At 41.3% G+C, this 18,241-nt stretch carries 18 protein-coding genes; all 18 read left to right on the forward strand.

Translation table 11 applies throughout. The features are described from left to right. Positions 1 to 22: 22 nt before the first annotated feature. A complete protein-coding gene (locus CALPO_RS0101280) occupies positions 23 to 1,051 on the forward strand; it encodes a rod shape-determining protein (protein ID WP_035171947.1) in 1,029 nt (342 codons plus the stop codon). A 14-nt stretch (positions 1,052 to 1,065) separates the two neighbouring features. Further along, a complete protein-coding gene (gene mreC, locus CALPO_RS0101285) occupies positions 1,066 to 1,905 on the forward strand; it encodes a rod shape-determining protein MreC (protein WP_026485707.1) in 840 nt (279 codons plus the stop codon). Between the two features lie 18 nt (positions 1,906 to 1,923). Beyond that, positions 1,924 to 2,427, forward strand: coding sequence for a rod shape-determining protein MreD (gene mreD / locus CALPO_RS12980; protein ID WP_051585768.1), 504 nt, complete (start codon positions 1,924 to 1,926; stop codon positions 2,425 to 2,427). Between the two features lie 5 nt (positions 2,428 to 2,432). Next, positions 2,433 to 4,646 (forward strand): penicillin-binding protein 2, encoded by a 2,214-nt coding sequence (mrdA, locus tag CALPO_RS12985; protein ID WP_051585769.1) that lies wholly within the window; start codon positions 2,433 to 2,435, stop codon positions 4,644 to 4,646. 80 nt (positions 4,647 to 4,726) lie between these two features. Next, complete coding sequence (minC, locus tag CALPO_RS0101300; RefSeq protein ID WP_026485708.1) at positions 4,727 to 5,317, forward strand: septum site-determining protein MinC; 591 nt, start codon at positions 4,727 to 4,729, stop codon at positions 5,315 to 5,317. A 10-nt stretch (positions 5,318 to 5,327) separates the two neighbouring features. Next, entirely contained in the window at positions 5,328 to 6,128 is an 801-nt protein-coding gene (gene minD, locus CALPO_RS0101305; protein ID WP_026485709.1) for a septum site-determining protein MinD, read from the forward strand. A gap of 11 nt (positions 6,129 to 6,139) precedes the next feature. Further along, a complete protein-coding gene (gene minE, locus CALPO_RS0101310) occupies positions 6,140 to 6,397 on the forward strand; it encodes a cell division topological specificity factor MinE (RefSeq protein WP_026485710.1) in 258 nt (85 codons plus the stop codon). A gap of 71 nt (positions 6,398 to 6,468) precedes the next feature. Next, the gene (rodA, locus tag CALPO_RS0101315) at positions 6,469 to 7,569 is read left to right on the forward strand and encodes a rod shape-determining protein RodA (protein ID WP_026485711.1); all 1,101 of its coding nucleotides are present in this window, start codon (positions 6,469 to 6,471) and stop codon (positions 7,567 to 7,569) included. 10 nt (positions 7,570 to 7,579) lie between these two features. Then, positions 7,580 to 7,990: a methylglyoxal synthase gene (gene mgsA, locus CALPO_RS0101320; RefSeq protein WP_026485712.1), complete on the forward strand. Its 411-nt coding sequence runs from the start codon at positions 7,580 to 7,582 to the stop codon at positions 7,988 to 7,990. Between the two features lie 79 nt (positions 7,991 to 8,069). After that, positions 8,070 to 8,720: a M23 family metallopeptidase gene (locus CALPO_RS14080; RefSeq protein WP_051585770.1), complete on the forward strand. Its 651-nt coding sequence runs from the start codon at positions 8,070 to 8,072 to the stop codon at positions 8,718 to 8,720. A 107-nt stretch (positions 8,721 to 8,827) separates the two neighbouring features. Next, positions 8,828 to 10,681: a TIGR03960 family B12-binding radical SAM protein gene (locus CALPO_RS0101330; protein ID WP_174391320.1), complete on the forward strand. Its 1,854-nt coding sequence runs from the start codon at positions 8,828 to 8,830 to the stop codon at positions 10,679 to 10,681. Continuing rightward, the gene (locus CALPO_RS0101335) at positions 10,665 to 11,318 is read left to right on the forward strand and encodes a TIGR03936 family radical SAM-associated protein (protein WP_245589898.1); all 654 of its coding nucleotides are present in this window, start codon (positions 10,665 to 10,667) and stop codon (positions 11,316 to 11,318) included. The genes CALPO_RS0101330 and CALPO_RS0101335 overlap by 17 nt, the downstream gene beginning before the upstream one ends. 60 nt (positions 11,319 to 11,378) lie before the next feature. Beyond that, complete coding sequence (locus CALPO_RS0101340) at positions 11,379 to 13,538, forward strand: FtsK/SpoIIIE family DNA translocase (protein ID WP_026485715.1); 2,160 nt, start codon at positions 11,379 to 11,381, stop codon at positions 13,536 to 13,538. Positions 13,539 to 13,602: 64 nt separating this feature from the next. Continuing rightward, the gene (rimO, locus tag CALPO_RS0101345) at positions 13,603 to 14,919 is read left to right on the forward strand and encodes a 30S ribosomal protein S12 methylthiotransferase RimO (protein ID WP_026485716.1); all 1,317 of its coding nucleotides are present in this window, start codon (positions 13,603 to 13,605) and stop codon (positions 14,917 to 14,919) included. Beyond that, the gene (gene pgsA, locus CALPO_RS0101350) at positions 14,916 to 15,452 is read left to right on the forward strand and encodes a CDP-diacylglycerol--glycerol-3-phosphate 3-phosphatidyltransferase (RefSeq protein WP_026485717.1); all 537 of its coding nucleotides are present in this window, start codon (positions 14,916 to 14,918) and stop codon (positions 15,450 to 15,452) included. The genes rimO and pgsA overlap by 4 nt, the downstream gene beginning before the upstream one ends. After that, entirely contained in the window at positions 15,442 to 16,668 is a 1,227-nt protein-coding gene (locus CALPO_RS0101355) for a competence/damage-inducible protein A (RefSeq protein WP_026485718.1), read from the forward strand. Before pgsA ends, CALPO_RS0101355 begins: the two co-directional genes overlap by 11 nt. 22 nt (positions 16,669 to 16,690) lie before the next feature. Next, complete coding sequence (gene recA, locus CALPO_RS0101360) at positions 16,691 to 17,737, forward strand: recombinase RecA (RefSeq protein WP_026485719.1); 1,047 nt, start codon at positions 16,691 to 16,693, stop codon at positions 17,735 to 17,737. A 13-nt stretch (positions 17,738 to 17,750) separates the two neighbouring features. Then, on the forward strand, positions 17,751 to 18,188 hold the full coding sequence (locus CALPO_RS0101365; RefSeq protein WP_026485720.1) for a regulatory protein RecX: 438 nt from the start codon (positions 17,751 to 17,753) through the stop codon (positions 18,186 to 18,188). Positions 18,189 to 18,241: the final 53 nt, after the last annotated feature.

Consider the following 18,241-nt stretch of genomic DNA (forward strand, 5'->3'; position numbering starts at 1 on the left):
AAAAGGAAGGGGTTGTATTTATTTGGCAAACAGTTATTTTTCACGAGATATAGGGATTGATTTAGGTACAGCGAATACGCTGGCTTACGTAAGAGGCAAGGGAATTGTGGTAAGTGAGCCTTCTGTTGTCGCTATTAAAATAGATACTAAACAGGTACTGGCAGTAGGTGCTGAAGCAAAGAAGATGGTTGGCAGAACCCCTGGTAGTATCGTCGCTATAAGGCCTATGAAAGATGGTGTTATAGCTGATTTTGACGTAACCCAGAGTATGCTCAAATATTTTATAGGGAAGGCCATGCAAGGTAAAACATCTTTTAGAAAACCCAGGGTAGTGGTTGGTATACCTTCCGGGGTAACAGAAGTGGAAAAGCGAGCTGTGGAAGAGGCGACGATACAAGCTGGTGCTAAGGAAGTTCACTTGGTAGAGGAGCCTATGGCTGCGGCTATAGGAGCGGGTTTGCCTGTAGAAGAGCCTACTGGCAGCATGGTTGTGGACATCGGTGGTGGTACCACAGACGTGGCCGTTATATCGCTAGGAGGTATTGTCACCAGCAAGAACCTGAGGATAGGCGGCGATGAGTTAGATGAAGCCATCATCAATTACATTAAAAAAGAGTACAATCTAATGATAGGTGAACGGACAGCAGAAGATGTCAAAATTCAGATAGGATCTGCCTATCCTAAGGCAAAGGAAGAAACGATGGAGATAAGAGGAAGGGATCTGGTTACTGGGCTGCCTAAAACGCTCAAAATATCGTCTACAGAAATACTGGAAGCCTTAAAGGAACCTGTGACCAGCATAGTTGACGCTATAAAGATGACGCTGGAGAAGACGCCACCGGAGTTAGCCGCTGACATAATGGACAGAGGCATTATGCTCACAGGAGGCGGGGCTTTGCTGGACGGACTGGACAAGCTCGTAAGGCAAGAGACTGGCATGCCTGTACAGATTGCCGAGAGTCCTCTGGATTGTGTTGCTTTAGGAACAGGCAAGATACTGGAAGAGATAGAATTATACAGAAGAGTATTAGCTACGCCGAATAGAGCGTAAAGAGGGGTGTTAACGTGCCCCGTTTTTTAAAGTACAGAAAAGCAATTTTTTTGACAATAGTTATTTTAATGCTTGTGATACTGTCAGCAAAGACCTACAATGCTCCTTATGTAAATAAAGTGGGTAATTACATCTCTTTTATTGTTAGACCAACCCAAAGGGTTCTGTATGCGGTAAGCCAGTACGTAAATGACGTATTCGCATCTATAGCCGAGATAGGCTCTTTGAAGAAAGAAAATATTGCCTTGAAAAACGAGGTACTAAAGCTTCGCAAGGAAAATCTAAGGTTAGCTGAATTGACCATTGAAAACAAGCAACTTAAGGATATGCTTAATTTCAAAAAGCAAAACCCAGACATCAAGCTTGTTGGAGCCAATATCGTGGCGATAAACTCGCTGGACACCTTTGATTCATTAATCATCGATGTAGGCAAAAGCGATGGGGTAAAGCCGGGTATGGCGGTTATCACCAGTGAAGGACTGGTAGGTAAAGTAACGCAAGTTGCTGATAAATGGTGTAAGGTACTTACGATCCTAGATCAGACCAGCGCTGTGAGCGCCATTGACGTGCGAACGCGGGATAACGGCATAATTCACGGCAATGAAGAAAACAACGGTATGTTAACAATGGAATACATTCCTGTAGATTCACAAATGAAAGCTGGCGACGATATTGTTACTTCCGGGTTAGGTGGTGTCTTTCCTAAGGGTCTTTACGTAGGGAAGGTTCAAAACGTGACCAAAAGTACAGGAAGCCTCATGAAAATTGCCAAAGTAAAGCCAGCTGCGGATTTTAAAAGGTTGGAATATGTATACGTCGTTTTATCAAATTCCCTTAATATAAATTTCAAATAGAAAGGGAATTGACACGAAATGAGAAATGTATTAATTGCTCTGCTTTTTATTTTGGCATTTGTAATTCAAAGTACCCTTTTTAGATTTATAGGAATTTACGGCATAAAACCCGATTTAATGCTCATATTGGTGATATCTTTTGCTTTATTGGATGGCGGTATAGAAGGCGCCATCCTTGGATTGTTTGCGGGATTTTTGCAGGACGTTTTTTTTAGCCCTGGCATAGGGATGACGATGATACCTTATTTTATATCAGGATTGTTTGCGGGTTATTACAACAACCACGTATTTAGAGAAAAGACATTAACAGCTTTTGTTTTTACGCTTTTGTACTCGTTGTTATTTAACCTTACTATGACACTTGAGATCCTTATTGTAAAACACAGTATCTCTGTTATTGCCAGCATTCAAAATATCTTGATAAGCACTTTATTTAATTGCGCAATAACGCTGTTTTTGTACAGGTATATCGTCCGGCTAAGCCATGCGAGGTTGATGAAAAAAAATAGAATTTTAAGGTGATATCTGTGGAAGAGAAAAAAGTAAGAAACAGGTTTAACGTAATAATTACTATAATAGTTATTGTGTTCTTGGTGTTGTCTATACAGCTGGTAAACCTTCAGATTATCAACGGCAGCACCTATAAGCAATGGGCCGATCAAATGAAAATAAGGGATATACCTATTCCGGCACCTAGAGGGGATATTTTAGATAGAAATGGCACTGTTATAGCCAATAACAGGCCGGCGTATACCGTGGAGCTAGTTAGAACGAATATAAAAGATGAAGATTTAAATCGCGTTATTCTGAAGCTGATGAAGATCTTGATTGCCAACAACCAGGAGTACGTGGATAATTTCCCTATAAAAGTCAACCCGATAAGGTACGATTTTACCTATGGCGATGCCAATGTAAGCAAAAGCGTTCTCTTACAAAGGGAGAAAACGTGGAAAGCTGAACATAAATTACCTGTAAATATAAACGCAAAAGATGCCTTTGAAAAGTTAAGAAAGGACAATAAAATAGACAGAAATTTAAGTGATGAAGACGCCAGAAGTATTTTAGTGGTAAGAGAAGAAATGGCCAAACAGGGCTATATGTCCTATAACCCTGTGAAAATAGCCTCTGATATAGATACAAAGACACTGGCTCAGATATCTGAAAGATATGATCAACTGCCGGGAATTGTTATATCTATTGAGCCCATACGTCAATACCCCTATAAAAATACAGGTTCCAACTTTATAGGCTATATGTCTAGGTTGCAGCCCGAGGATATAAAGAACATAGACTCACGGTACTCATTGAACGACCTCATAGGCAGAGACGGAATTGAGAAACTTATGGAAAAGAGCTTAAAAGGCACCAATGGAGCACAACAGGTGGAAGTAGACGCTTTGGGTAGGATGATCAAAGTGCTGGGAGAAAAACCTCCGAAGCCGGGCAACAAAGTTTACTTGACCATAGACATGAAATTACAACAAGAAGCCGAGCAAGCCCTTAAAGATACTATGTACAAAATACAAAATGGAATAGGCTATCAGAAGTTTCCGGCTAACATCGGCGCGGCAGTCGCCGTGGACGTGAATACAGGTGATATCCTGGCTATGGCCTCCATTCCCAACTTTGATCCCAATATGTTTGCCAAAGGTACTCCTCTGACAAAACAAGAAAGCGAGTACATGTGGCCCAACGTGACCAGTACGATGACGCCTCAACCCAGTTACGATTATGCCCGCCTTGGAACGGCTCCTCCTGGCTCCACTTTTAAGATGATTGTGGCTACAGGGGCATTGATGGACAATGTCATAACCCGAACAAATCAGGTGTATTGTTCTGGCGTATACACGTATCCTGGCAGCGGAAACCCAAAATGCTGGGCTCCTCATGGGTGGACTGATGTAGTAGAGGCGCTGAAAGTATCCTGTGACGTCTTTTTCTACGACACTGGGAGAAGACTGGCCATAGATAACATTGATAAATGGGCAAAAGACTTTGGTCTGGGGCAGGCAACAGGTATAGAGCTGCCTGAAAGCAAAGGCCAGATAGCAGGCCCTTCTCAGTACAAGCGGGATGTTATCCTCTACAGGGTAAACTACTATCTTAACCGAAAGATTATAAATCAAAAGCAATACGATGTGATTTCGCAGATGATACTGAATGGAGAGAATAGGGATGACGTGATTTTTAAAAAGTTAAAGGACGCAGGCATTCCCGATAATTTGCAATACAAATTCTGGCAGGCTATAAAGGACTCTGAGTGGAGGTTGGGACAGACGTTAAGCGCCTCTATAGGTCAGGAGTCGACTACTGTGACACCATTACAGATGGCCAACTATATAGCTACCTTGGTAAACGGAGGAAACAGATATAGATTGCACCTCATAGATAAAGTAGAAACCTACGATGGAAAGCTCATTTCAAAGACAAAACCTGAAATAATAGAAAAATTAAACTTAAAATCCAATGTAGTGGATGTAATAAAACAGGGCATGTCAGGGGCAACAGAACAGGGCGGAACGGCTTCGGCTGCTTTTGTGGACGCGCCTTACAAAGTGGGAGGAAAGACAGGTACAGCAGAGACAGTGGGATACGCTAATTACGCATGGTTTGTAGGTTTTGCTCCTTTTGACAAACCACGCATTGCTGTTGCTGTGGTTATATATCAGGGAGGACATGGGAGTTATGCGGCAACGGTGGCTAGAGCGATAATGGACCAGTACCTGGGATACAGCAAATAGACATATTTTAATCGATGAAAGAAGGATTTAATCGAATTTTGAAGAATTATTTATATAAACTGTTCATCTGGAGGCTGTATATGAAAAATATTGTAGAAATAAAAGGGACAAAAGAGGGCCTTACAGTAATCCTGGATAAAAACGAGGATTTTGAAGTCATAAAAGCCAGTTTGGACAGCAGATTTTCATCCCACAGGTATTTTTTTAATACCCCAAATACCCACATCACTTTTAAAGGCCGCAAGCTCAATTGCGAACAATATAACCAGTTAAAAGAATTAGTAGAGAGTTATGGGTTTAAAACGAGCAATGAGAACCACGAAAAAAGGCAGCGTGATGAGCTGACAGAGGGTATGGTGAAAATCGTAAAAGGAACCGTGAGATCGGGTCAGAAGGTAGAATATGCCGGAAATGTAGTGATACTAGGCGATGTAAACCCGGGGGGAGAAGTTATCGCATCAGGAAATATAATCGTTATGGGAATAGTAAGGGGTCTCGTACACGCTGGCAGTGATGGAAACAGAGGTGCCATCGTAGTGGGATTCAGGTTGCAGCCTATTCAGATAAGGATAGCTGATGTGATGTCTAGGGCTCCTGACGATGCCGAAAGGCCATTGTACCCCGAGTACGCTTATGTAAAAGACGATCGTATATTTATTGAAAAATTGTAGGAGGTATAAGATGGGTGAGGTTATTGTCATAACATCAGGAAAAGGCGGTGTGGGCAAGACCACGGCGACGGCTAATATAGGCACTGGTCTGGCATTAAGTGGTAAAAGAGTTGCATTGGTGGATACTGATATCGGTTTAAGGAATCTGGACGTGGTTATGGGGCTTGAAAACAGGATAGTTTACGATATCGTGGACGTAGTGGAGGGTACATGCAAGCTCAAACAAGCACTCATAAAGGATAAGAGATTTGATGGTTTATATCTCTTGCCAGCGGCTCAGACCAAGGACAAAACCGCTGTAAACCCTGATCAAATGAGAAGGTTAACGGGAGAACTTAGATCCGAGTTCGACTACGTTTTGATAGATTGCCCCGCTGGTATAGAGCAGGGTTTTAAAAACGCTATAGCTGGTGCGGATAGGGCTATTGTGGTTACTACACCTGAGGTATCAGCTATAAGGGATGCTGACAGAATAATAGGGTTATTGTTAGCATCGGAGATAAATGACATTAAGCTCATAATAAACAGGATAAAAATGGATATGGTAAAACGGGGAGACATGATGTCCATTGACGATATGGTAGAGATACTGGCGGTAGACCTTATAGGTGTGGTACCCGACGATGAAAAAATCGTGGTGTCTACCAACAAAGGTGAGCCTATCATCACCGATGAAAGATCGCTGGCATCTCAGGCTTTCAAGAATATAACCAGAAGGATTATGGGAGAAAACGTGCCATTGTTAAATCTAGAAGGCGATAGCAATTTTATAGATAAATTAAAGCGGATATTTGGCATCGCTTCGAGGTAGGGGGGATATGAGTGTTTAATAGAAATCGCAGTAAGGATGTGGCAAAGGAGCGACTTAAAAACATATTGATAAACGATAGAGTGAATACGTCAATGGAAATCCTTGACGTGATTAAAGAGGGTATCATCGACGTTATATCCAATTATATGGAAGCCGATAACAATAGCGTGAACATAAAGGTCACCAACTTAAACAACGGAAGCTCAGTGACGCCTACTTTAGTCGCTAATATTCCCATAAAAAGTGTTAAGCACCTGACTTCAAGGTAAAATACCATCAGATACATGGTGGTATTTTCTTTTGTAATGTGCTATAATTTTTTACAAAGGTGGGAATAGTCTTGGATAAAAGGTTGGTAAAAAACATCGATTTCGTGTTAATTGCAGCAGTCATCATGATATCGGCGTTGGGAATTGTGGCAATAAGCAGTGCTACCCATGTTGCCAATGGAGGTAGCGCAAAAAGTGTGCTTTTACAATCTGTATGGCTTTTATTCTCCATAGCAGCAGCTTTTTTAATAATGAAAATCGACTACAACTTATTGGGAAACTACTATAAAGTGATTTACGCAGGAAGCATAGTACTTTTGCTGTTGACATTGCTGATAGGCTCATCAGCCAATGGCGCTAAAAGCTGGGTGAGGATTGGGGGCGTAAGTTTTCAATTTAGCGAGATAGCCAAGGTAGCTATTATTTTATCATTGGGAAAACTGCTGGACATTAAGAAGGATAAAATAAATAACATTTACGAGTTGCTTAAAATATTGGCATTTGTAGGCATTCCGGTTTTGTTGATTTTGAAACAAAACGATACAGGGACAGCTTTGGTTTTTATCGCAATACTGTTGGGCATGATATTCATAGCTGGTATTAACATATGGTATATAATAGCTTTTTTTGCTTTCGGAATAATAAGTGGACCTGTCATATTTAAATATTTCTTGCAGGATTACCAGAAAAAAAGGATACTTACATTTCTTAACCCCAATTTAGATAAAATGGGAGCAGGTTATCATGTATTTCAATCAAAAATAGCAATAGGTTCAGGCCAAATAACGGGTTTTGGGTTGTACAAAGGTTCACAAGTTCAATTTAACTTTCTTCCTGAAGCCAGTACAGATTTTATTTTTTCAGTAGTGGGTCAGGAATTGGGATTTGTGGGTTCCATAACGGTATTGCTGTTGTATTTTATAATGTTGTTTAGATTAGTGCAGATAGCTATGATATCAAAAGATAAATACGGTTCTTTAGTGGTGACGGGTATTATTTCTATGTTCTTGTTCCATATATTAGAAAATATAGGTATGACAATAGGGATTATGCCTGTGACAGGTATACCATTGCCTTTTATGAGTTATGGCGGCAGCTCTCTTTTTGCCAATTTTGTCGCTATAGGACTTGCATTAAATGTAGGCATGAGAAGACAAAAAATAAAATTCTAGGGGTGATATCGTGAATATAGCACTGATTGCCCATGACCAAAAAAAAGAACAGATGGTGGAATTTACTATCGCCTATAAGAAAATTTTAGAGAAACACACTCTTTTCGCTACTGGCACCACCGGCTCCCTGATACAGGAAGCTACAGGACTTAAAGTTCACAGGTTTAAGTCGGGTCCAATAGGAGGAGATCAACAGATCGGCGCCATGGTAGCTGATGAAAAAATGGACCTGGTCATATTCATAAGGGACCCGTTAACCGCTCAGCCTCACGAACCGGATATAACAGCTTTATTGAGGGTGTGCGATGTCCACAATGTTCCCCTTGCCACCAATATAGCTACCGCTGAAGTCCTGATAAAAGGCCTGGAACGAGGCGATTTTGACTGGAGATCCGTTGTGAACCCTGATTTGAGAGGTTAAAGGTTTGAGTAATAAAATGTGCCCTTAGAAAATATATCTATTTAGAGATATTAGATGTCTAACAAAAGGGGGCACATTTATGTATAAAAGGTGGGGTAAGAAAAACGATGGCAACCTAATCAACGTGTTGTTTTACCAGCTCACTGTTTGCATATTTATATTGAGCTTTGTTCTTGTAATGAATAGCATTAACACAGTTACCAGCAGAAAGGTTATAGATACAGTAAAATACTGGTTAACATCTAACTATGATTTTTTAAAAGCCTACGAGGACCTTAAACAAAACGCCCCTGTTTTAAGACAAAAATTCATGAGTACTTTTGAGCAAATAGAAAAAATGTCAGCACCGGTAAAAGGAACCATAACGTCCAGATATGGTATGAGGATAAACCCTATTACTAAAAAAAGTGAAAACCATACTGGAATTGACATATCTGCAACTCAGGGCAGCGATGTTTACGCCGCTTGGAGTGGCACCGTTAAATCTGTGAAAGAAGATGCTAATTACGGGACGTACGTGGTGATAGATCATGGCAATGGGTATAGTACACTTTACGCCCATTTAAAGGCCGTTTCTGTGAAAACCGGAGAAAACGTGAAAAGAGGCGATATTATAGGGAAAGTAGGCAACTCAGGAGAGAGCACAGCACCTCACTTGCACTTTGAAGTGCTAAAAGGTGGAAACCCAGTGGATCCATTGAATTTACTTAGTCCGGATATGATCAAGTAATTCTGAGGAGCATCTGGTTTTGTTACACAGACCAGTTATTTTTTTGCGATAATTAACCTTACATAGAGTAAATTGCCCGCTGAGAAACATAATAATAAACAAGAGGAGTGAAACCGATGAGAAATGACGTAGAAAAATACCTATTAAGCGTGGAAAAACCAGCGCGGTACATAGGAAATGAAATCAACAGCGTGCATAAAGATCCTTCCTCAGTAGAAGTGAGGTTTGCCTTTGCATTTCCAGATGTTTACGATATAGGCATGTCCCATCTTGGAATGAAAATACTGTACCACATGCTCAATGACATAGATGACGTGTATTGCGAAAGGGTATTCGCCCCGTGGGTGGACATGGAGGCGGTGATGAGAAGAGAAGGTATCCCGCTTTTTGCTCTGGAAAGCGGTGACGATATCTCAGCGTTTGACTTTGTGGGATTTACACTTCAATATGAACTGAGCTATACCAATGTAATCAATATGCTGGATCTGGCGGGTATACCTATTATCTCGTCTGAAAGACAGGAAAAAGACCCTTTCGTGATAGCAGGAGGCCCGTGTGTGTACAATCCTGAACCCATGGCTGACGTATTTGATTTTTTCGTAATCGGCGAAGCAGAACAATCGCTATTAGAAATTATTCAATGCTACAAAGAATGGAAAAAGGCAAAAAAAAGCCGAAAAGCCTTTTTAGAAAGCGTCAGCCGCATTAAAGGCGTTTACGTGCCTTCTTTGTACGATGTGATCTATAACGCTGATGGTACAGTGGACAAATTTGTGCCCAAAGGACCTTATCCTGTCCCTGTGGACAAGAGGATAATAAAAGATCTGGATCGTGTGTATTTCCCAAGTAAGATGATTGTTCCTTACACCGAAGTAGTGCATGACAGAATTATGCTGGAGATATTCAGAGGTTGTACCCACGGTTGTCGCTTTTGCCAGGCAGGTATGATATACAGGCCCATAAGGGAAAGGAGCGTAAATAAGCTTATAGAACTTGCCGATAAGCTGGTTGCCAGTACCGGCTATGATGATATATCCTTGGTGTCGCTGAGTTCTTGCGATTATACCGACATACAGCTTCTCATTTTAAAATTAATTGAAAGATATAAAGAAAAAGGCGTAGGAGTATCGCTCCCCTCAATAAGAATTGACGCGTTTTCCGTAGGTTTACTGGAGCAGATTGAAAAGGTGCGAAAAACAGGCCTCACCTTTGCGCCAGAGGCTGGCACTCAAAGATTGAGGGACGTAATAAATAAAGGAGTCACAGAGCAAAACCTTATGGATTCCGCTAGGGCAGCCTTTGAACACGGATGGTCTACTATAAAACTCTACTTCATGATTGGCCTGCCTACCGAAACCTACGAGGATATAAAGGGAATTGCCGATTTGGCATATAAACTGGTAGACCTGTACAAGGATATAAAAGGTTCCAAAAAAGGGCTTAAGATCACGGTGAGCACCTCATCTTTTGTGCCTAAGCCTTTTACGCCTTTTCAATGGGAACCCCAAGATACTATGGAACAGCTTAAAGACAAACAGGATTATTTAAAGAGCCTGCTTAAAGATAGAGCTATATCTTATAGCTGGCATGATAACAGAATGAGCTTTTTAGAGGCTGTTATATCCCGAGGAGATAGAAAGGTATGCAAAGCCATTATAAGGGCATGGAAAAACGGCTGTAAATTCGATGGCTGGAACGAGTTTTTAAACTTTGATGGTTGGCTTAAAGCCTTTGAAGCAGAAGGCGTAGATCCTGGATTTTATGCTTACAGAAGGCGCACGTACGAGGAGTTATTTCCATGGGATATCATTAACCCAGGAGTGAATAAGGACTATCTTATAAGAGAGCATAAGAAAGCCCAAAAAGGTATAACTACTGTGGACTGCAGGATGTACTGCTTAAATTGCGGTATAAAAAAACTAGAGGAGGGACTGTGCGTTGAAAATGCGCTTGAAATTTGAAAAAAAAGGCGATATGAGGTACATATCCCATCTGGACCTCATGAGAACCCTCTCCAGAGCTGTCAGAAGAGCTCAGCTGCCAATCGCTTACTCTCAAGGATACAACCCTCAGCCTAAGATAAGCATAGCCCTTCCTCTCTCACTGGGGTACACCAGTGATGGCGAATACATGGACATGGAGTTCTCGCATGATATATCGACACAGGACGTTATAAACAGATTGAACAACCAACTCCCTTGTGGCTTAAAGATCAAGCAGTGCATGGAGGTCGGCGAAAGTAAAACTTCCCTTATGGCTTTGATAAGATACGCTCTATACGGTGTCACATTTAAGGACGTAGATTTAGGGTTGTTGAACAACGCCGTGGAAGATATAGTAAGAAGCGACCACGTTATGGCGGAAAAAAAGACGAAATCAGGCATCAAACCAGTGGATATAAAAGGAGATATTATAAAGCTATATACAAAAGATTGTACTCTCTTTATGCTGGTATCAGCAGGCTCAAAGCGCAATTTAAAACCAGATCTGGTTTTAGATGCACTGGAAGACCGCTACAATGGCATAAAGTCAAAAGTCGTAAACGTGCACAGGTACGAGATGTATGGCGAAAATATGAAGACACCTATGGAGGCATAAGTTGGCTTAAAAGAAGGATTTCGTGTAAAAACATAGAATATGTAATTAGAGGTGGAAGGGATGAAACCCAGCAAGAAAAAGGTTCAGAAAAGGCTAAATAACGAAGTAAAAGGATTGTTATTTTTGTGCTTGTCGCTGCTGTCATTTATAAGCCTTTACACGCGCTCTGCAGGGGTTTTAGGCGTTTTTATAAAGACATTGCTTTCGGGCCTTTTAGGAAAAGGAGCTGTAATCGTACCTGCTTTTATATTGCTGTATTCCTTTAATACTTTTACATCATATAGGTTTATGCCTAAGATAAGATTTATAGCGCTTTTTCTGATAGCTTTCATAGTTGATATGCTGCTTCACATGTCTTCGTACAGTGACGTGCACCATGGTTATGGTTACTACATAAAGTACGCTTTTAGCTTAGGAAGCAAAAATATGGGCGGCGGTGCGTTAAGCGCCCTAATTGACTATTTTTTTATAAAATTAATAGGAATACCTGGGAGCTGGATTGTGCTGTTGACGCTTTTACTGGCAAATCTGGTTACGGTTTTTAATATATCGCTAAAAAAAACGACGATAGCGATTATTTCAAAGCTTAAAGAGTTAATGATTTATATAGCACAGGGCGTAACTCATTTTGTATACGTAGAGGATAAGAGAGATAAAGCGGATTTAAAACTCCCAGATAAAAACGCCGTTGAAGATAAAGTACAAAGTAACTTTAAAGATATAATAGAAAAATCAATAGAGCTTACCAACGTAAAGATCGTGAGCCATGAGGAAAATCGCGATAAGAGCGTAGGCCAGATTGATGGTTCTGATAACCTTAAAAATTACATGCGCCCTCCTTATGAGCTTTTGAGGTTAGGTGACGAGCGCAATTTTAAGGAAAACAAGGTGGAAATTAAAAATAACATAAAGGCCTTAGAAGATACGCTAAAGAGCTTCGGAATAGACGCCCACGTGGTGCAGGTCAGCTGTGGACCTGCTATAACCCGTTACGAACTTCAACTAAGTCCTGGAGTAAAGGTGAGCAGAATAGTAAGTCTAGTAGACGACATATCGCTGAGCTTGGCGACTTCAGGGGTGAGACTGGAAGTCCCGATTCCCGGCAAATCAGCTATAGGTATTGAGGTACCCAACAAAAAAATAAAACCGGTTTTTTTAAGGGATGTTTTGGAGAGCTCTGAATTTATAAACAGCAAATCTGATCTTACCGTAGCTCTAGGGAAGGATATTTCTGGTGCTAACATAATATCAGACCTTTCTAAAATGCCCCACTTGCTAATAGCAGGTGCTACAGGTTCAGGAAAGAGTGTGTGCATCAACACTATAATCGTCAGCCTTTTATATAAATCCAACCCAGAAAATGTAAGGCTTCTGCTAATTGATCCAAAGGTGGTGGAGCTAAACATGTACAACGGGATAAGTCACCTTATCGCGCCAGTGGTTACCGATCCTAAAAAAGCAGCAGGAGCCTTAAACTGGGCGGTACAGGAAATGATAAAGAGGTACAACCTGTTTGCTGAAAAGGGAGTAAGGGATATAGACAGGTACAACGAAATAGCCCAGAATAAATTGCCCAAGATAGTCATCATAATCGACGAATTGGCTGACCTTATGATGGCGTCACCAGCCGAGGTAGAAGATGCTATATGCCGGCTAGCTCAAATGGCGCGAGCGGCAGGTATGCATCTGGTGATAGCCACTCAACGGCCTTCTGTAGATGTGATCACAGGGGTTATTAAAGCCAATATACCGTCTAGAATCGCTTTTGCTGTCTCCTCCCAGGTGGATTCCAGGACTATATTGGACATGACGGGAGCGGAAAAGCTGTTAGGAAAAGGTGATATGCTTTTTTACCCGGTTGGAGAAATAAAACCAATACGGGTACAGGGGTGTTTTATAAGCGAAAAAGAAGTAGAGGGCATCGTGGATTGGCTTAAAGCTAGGAGCGCTCCCGACTACTGTGAGAATTTGATAGAAAAGATTCAAGAACAACCCGATAATGCCAAAGTCGATAACGCCGATGAACTATTACCTCAGGCCATAAATATAGTCCTTGAGGCAAACCAAGCTTCTACTTCCTTGTTGCAAAGAAAATTAAAAATAGGATATGCCCGTGCCGCTCGACTCATGGACCAAATGGAGGAGCGAGGTATTGTCAGCAAAAGCGAAGGCAACAAGCCCAGGCAGGTATTGCTGTCAAAAGATAAGCTAAATCTTTGACTTGCACCCTATAATATATTATACTTTAAGCTGAGAATAAAAGTGAGTGGAAGGAGGCAACTTATTGCCAAAAATTGGTTTAATTTCACTGGGGTGCGCGAAAAATCTAGTTGACTCAGAGACCATGATAGGGCTTTTAAATGAAGCTGACTTTTCCATAACAAATAGGGCAGAAGAGGCCGACGTACTCATTATAAACACGTGCGCCTTTATCGATAAAGCCAAAGAGGAATCTCTGGAATCCATATTGGAAATGGCAGAGTACAAAAAAACCGGCAAATGCAAAGCGTTAATCGTAACAGGATGTTTATCAGAAAGATACACAAGCCAGTTGATGGAGGAAATACCAGAAATCGATGCGTTAGTAGGTACCGGTGATTTTGAAGAGATAGTGGACGTGGTTAACCGCACGTTAAGAGGAGAAAAAACTGCTATTTACGGACATCAGGATAAATTGTTCCAAAAAAACCTGCCAAGAATTATAACCAGTAGCGGTAAGTACGCTTACGTGAAGATTGCTGATGGCTGCAATAATCGTTGCAGTTTCTGTATAATACCTACCTTGAGGGGTAGATATAGGAGCAGAAATATAGAGGATATATACAATGAAGTTAAAGACATTGTAGAAAATGGCATTAGGGAGGTTATTCTCATCGCCCAGGATACCACGCGATACGGTTCGGATAAAGGTCGCTTGATGTTAAGCGAGCTCATAAACAGGATATCAGAGTTAGATCGTTTAAAGTGGATTAGAATTCTCTACTGTTATCCAGAGGCCATCAGTGACGAATTGATTGACACTATAGCTGCTAACGACAAAGTTTGCAAATACCTGGACATACCTATACAGCATATAAACGACGACATACTGAGGCAGATGGGACGCCATACATCGAAAAAACAAATCTACACCCTCATCGATAAGCTTAAGGCTAGAATACCAGGTGTTGTATTGCGGACGTCATTGATCGTGGGCTTTCCTGGTGAAACAGATAAGCAATTTGGCGAATTGGCATCCTTTGTTCAGGAAGGTATGTTTGATCACTTGGGCGTATTTGAGTATTCGCGGGAAGAAGGTACACCTGCAGCTGTATTGCCCCATCAAATACCTCAAAGGGTTAAAAAGGAACGCAGAGAGCATATTATGAAAATACAAAACAGTATATCGCGGCAGATCAATCAACGTAAGGTAGGCAAAATTTTTGACGTCTTAATAGAAGGCCAAAAAGGTGGCTATTACGTAGGCCGTAGTTACCATTATGCACCTGAAATAGATGGTATTGTATATATAAAGTCTGAAAGACCTGTGACAGAAGATTTTGCCAGGATACTGATAAAAAAAGCCTACGACTATGACGTCTTGGGGGAAATTGTTGAATGAATATCGCAAATAAACTGACTTTATTTCGCATCATTATATTGCCTTTTTTTATGGTGTTTGCTCTTGCCAAATTTAAATACAGTGCTATTATAGCTGTTCTCATATTTTTAGTAGCGTCATTGACAGATCTATTTGATGGTTACATTGCTAGAAAGATAAACCAGACGACCAAATGGGGAAAACTTATGGATCCCCTGGCTGATAAATTGCTCATATCTACAGCGTTGATATCTTTAGTAGAAGCTGGCAGTGTACCTGCGTGGGCAGCGATAATTATAATAGGGAGGGAATTTGCAGTTACGGGCCTGAGATCTCTGGCCGCTGTAGAAAATATAGTCATCTCTGCAAATAATGCTGGAAAGATAAAAATGGTGGCACAGATCGTAGCCATAACAGCATTGCTATTAAAAATTCCTTTTGCATCTATCGCTCTGTACATTGCAGTGATAATAACAGTACTCTCAGGTTATAACTACTTTCGCCATTACTCTTTTGTCATAAATGAGATAGGGGGAAAGAAGGATGAAATGTGAAATTATCTCAGTGGGAACTGAATTGTTGTTAGGTCAAATCGCCAATACAGACGCTCAATATATTTCACAGCAGCTAGCACCCTTGGGTATTGACGTGTATTTTCATACGGCCGTGGGAGATAACAGCGATAGATTGAAAGAATGCCTTGAAATCGCCTGGCGTCGTTCCGATGCGATTATAACCACAGGAGGTTTAGGCCCCACGCTGGATGACCTTACAAAGGAGACTATAGCTGATTTTCTAGGATTAAAAATGGTGAAATACCAGCAGGCTTATGACCATTTAAAACAGTACTTTAAGGGGAGAGAGATAACCCAAAACAATTATAGACAGGTGTATTTCCCTGAGAACTCGATTTTATTACCCAACAATAACGGTACCGCATTGGGCTGCATTGTGGAAAAAGACAATAAAGTCATAATCATTTTGCCTGGTCCTCCCAACGAATTAATACCCATGTTCCAAGAGAGCGTTATACCTTACCTAAGGTCAAAAAGCGATTACGTGATTAAGTCCAAAGTGTTACGGTTATTTGGGATAGGCGAATCAAAAGTAGAGGAGATGCTGAAAGACATTATTGTCAATCAATCCAATCCTACAATAGCTCCTCTGGCCAAAGAAGGCGAAGTTACCTTGAGGATAACGGCTAAAGGCAAAGATCAAGTTATAATCGACAGAATGATAAAAGATATGGAAGACCGGGTGAGAAGTGTTGTGGGCGAATGGATTTATGGTGTGGATGACGATTCCTTGGAATCGGTGGTAGGAAGGCTGCTGATGGAAAAAGGTATCACCATATCCCTGGCAGAGTCATGCACAGGAGGTCTTATGTCCCATAAGCTCACAAACATACCGGGTATATCGTCGGTTTTTAAATTAGGAGCGGTGGTGTACAGCAATGAAGCAAAAGAAGATATTTTAGGAGTAAATCCAACCACGATAAAAGAAAAAGGCGCTGTAAGCCGCGAGACAGCTATACAGATGGCAGAAGGTGCAAGGCTTACAGGCAAAACCGACTTAGGCCTTGCGGTTACTGGTATAGCAGGTCCTGGAGGAGGAACTTCGTCAAAACCCGTAGGATTAGTATATATAGCATTATCTGACGGCAAGAACATTGTGTGCAACGAATATCATTTTAATAGCAACAGGCAGAAAAATAAAAACCTCACGTCAATGCATGCATTAGATATGATAAGGCGGTATTTGATTGATTAAGTAAACGAAAGAGGGTGTGTTTATGGTGGAGAACAAACAAAGGGCGTTGGAAATGGCTATCAGTTCTATTGAAAGGCAATTCGGTAAAGGTTCTATAATGCGATTGGGAGATGATCGTTCGCGGCTAAATGTTGAGGTGATACCAACCGGAAGTTTAGATCTGGATATAGCTTTAGGGGTTGGCGGTATACCTCGCGGTAGGATTGTGGAGATATTCGGCCCAGAGTCTTCAGGAAAGACTACAATCGCGTTGCACATTGTAGCGCAAGCTCAAAAACAAGGAGGTATAGCGGCATTTATCGATGCTGAGCACGCCCTGGATCCTTTTTACGCCCAGAAAATCGGGGTAAACATCGAAGACCTTTTGGTATCCCAGCCTGATACAGGAGAACAGGCCCTGCAAATAGCCGATGAGCTGGTAAGAAGCGGTGCAGTGGACGTGATCGTCATTGACTCTGTAGCTGCGCTAGTGCCAAAAGCGGAGATAGACGGGGACATGGGTGACTCTTATGTGGGATTACAGGCAAGGCTTATGTCTCAGGCATTGAGAAAATTGGCCGGTAACATAAGCAAGACAAAGAGCGTAGTTATATTCATCAATCAGTTAAGAGAAAAAGTTGGCGTCATGTTCGGTAATCCTGAGACAACTCCCGGCGGCAGAGCTCTTAAGTTTTACGCTTCTGTGAGGCTGGATGTGAGAAAGGTGGATTCGGTAAAACAAGGCACAGAGATAGTAGGAAATAGGACAAGAATTAAAGTAGTAAAAAACAAGGTTGCACCTCCTTTTAAAGTGGCTGAATTTGATATAATGTACGGGGAAGGTATATCCAGAGAAGGGGATCTTTTGGATATAGGCATAAACATCGATTTAATCACTAAAAGCGGCGCGTGGTTTTCTTATGGAGATATAAGATTGGGTCAGGGCAGAGAAAATGCAAAACAGTTTTTGAAAGAAAATCCTGAGGTAGCCGACGAAATCGAACAGAAGATTAGAGAAAATTTCAATCTGGCTTATGTAAAGAGCAAAAAGTCCTCTGAAGACGAAATCATAAATGTAGACCCTGAATAGGCAGTGGTCTTAAATGGACGAAGCTTTAAAAAAGGCCTACAGCTTATCGCTAAAATACCTAGGACACAGGATGAGGACTAAATGGGAGATGACAAATTACCTGAGGAGGCATATGTTCAGCGAGGATGTAATAGCACAGTGCATCGCATTATTGTGTCAACATCGTTATGTAGACGATCATGAGTACTGCAAGACTTACATCGAATACGGGAAAAACCGGCTGAAGAGCACAAGACAGGTGTACAACGAGCTGATGCAGAGGGGAATTGAAAGACACATCATAAACCAGTACCTCGTTGACTACCCTGAAGAGGAAATCGTACTTAAACTGCTCTCAAAACGATCTGTAAGCAAAGACAATGACAGGCGTCGTTTGACCGCTTATCTTTTGAACAGGGGATTTCAGTATGAAACCGTTAAAAGGGTCCTGGATGACGTTAACTTGACATGAATTTTCTAATAGGTTAAAATATAGTTATATGTCATTTATGCAAGGAGGTGTTA

This window comes from Caldanaerobius polysaccharolyticus DSM 13641, from assembly GCF_000427425.1.
Classification (GTDB): Bacteria; Bacillota; Thermoanaerobacteria; order Thermoanaerobacterales; family Caldanaerobiaceae; genus Caldanaerobius; species Caldanaerobius polysaccharolyticus.

Bases quoted from the DNA above. Each gene is read 5' to 3' on its own strand.
- mreD (WP_051585768.1), top strand. From the start codon at position 1,924: ATGAGAAATGTATTAATTGCTCTGCTTTTTATTTTGGCATTTGTAATT.
- minC (WP_026485708.1), top strand. From the start codon at position 4,727: ATGAAAAATATTGTAGAAATAAAAGGGACAAAAGAGGGCCTTACAGTA.
- minD (WP_026485709.1), top strand. From the start codon at position 5,328: ATGGGTGAGGTTATTGTCATAACATCAGGAAAAGGCGGTGTGGGCAAG.
- CALPO_RS14080 (WP_051585770.1), top strand. From the start codon at position 8,070: ATGTATAAAAGGTGGGGTAAGAAAAACGATGGCAACCTAATCAACGTG.
- CALPO_RS0101335 (WP_245589898.1), top strand. From the start codon at position 10,665: ATGCGCTTGAAATTTGAAAAAAAAGGCGATATGAGGTACATATCCCAT.
- CALPO_RS0101340 (WP_026485715.1), top strand. From the start codon at position 11,379: ATGAAACCCAGCAAGAAAAAGGTTCAGAAAAGGCTAAATAACGAAGTA.
- pgsA (WP_026485717.1), top strand. From the start codon at position 14,916: ATGAATATCGCAAATAAACTGACTTTATTTCGCATCATTATATTGCCT.
- CALPO_RS0101355 (WP_026485718.1), top strand. From the start codon at position 15,442: ATGAAATGTGAAATTATCTCAGTGGGAACTGAATTGTTGTTAGGTCAA.
- recA (WP_026485719.1), top strand. From the start codon at position 16,691: ATGGTGGAGAACAAACAAAGGGCGTTGGAAATGGCTATCAGTTCTATT.
- CALPO_RS0101365 (WP_026485720.1), top strand. From the start codon at position 17,751: ATGGACGAAGCTTTAAAAAAGGCCTACAGCTTATCGCTAAAATACCTA.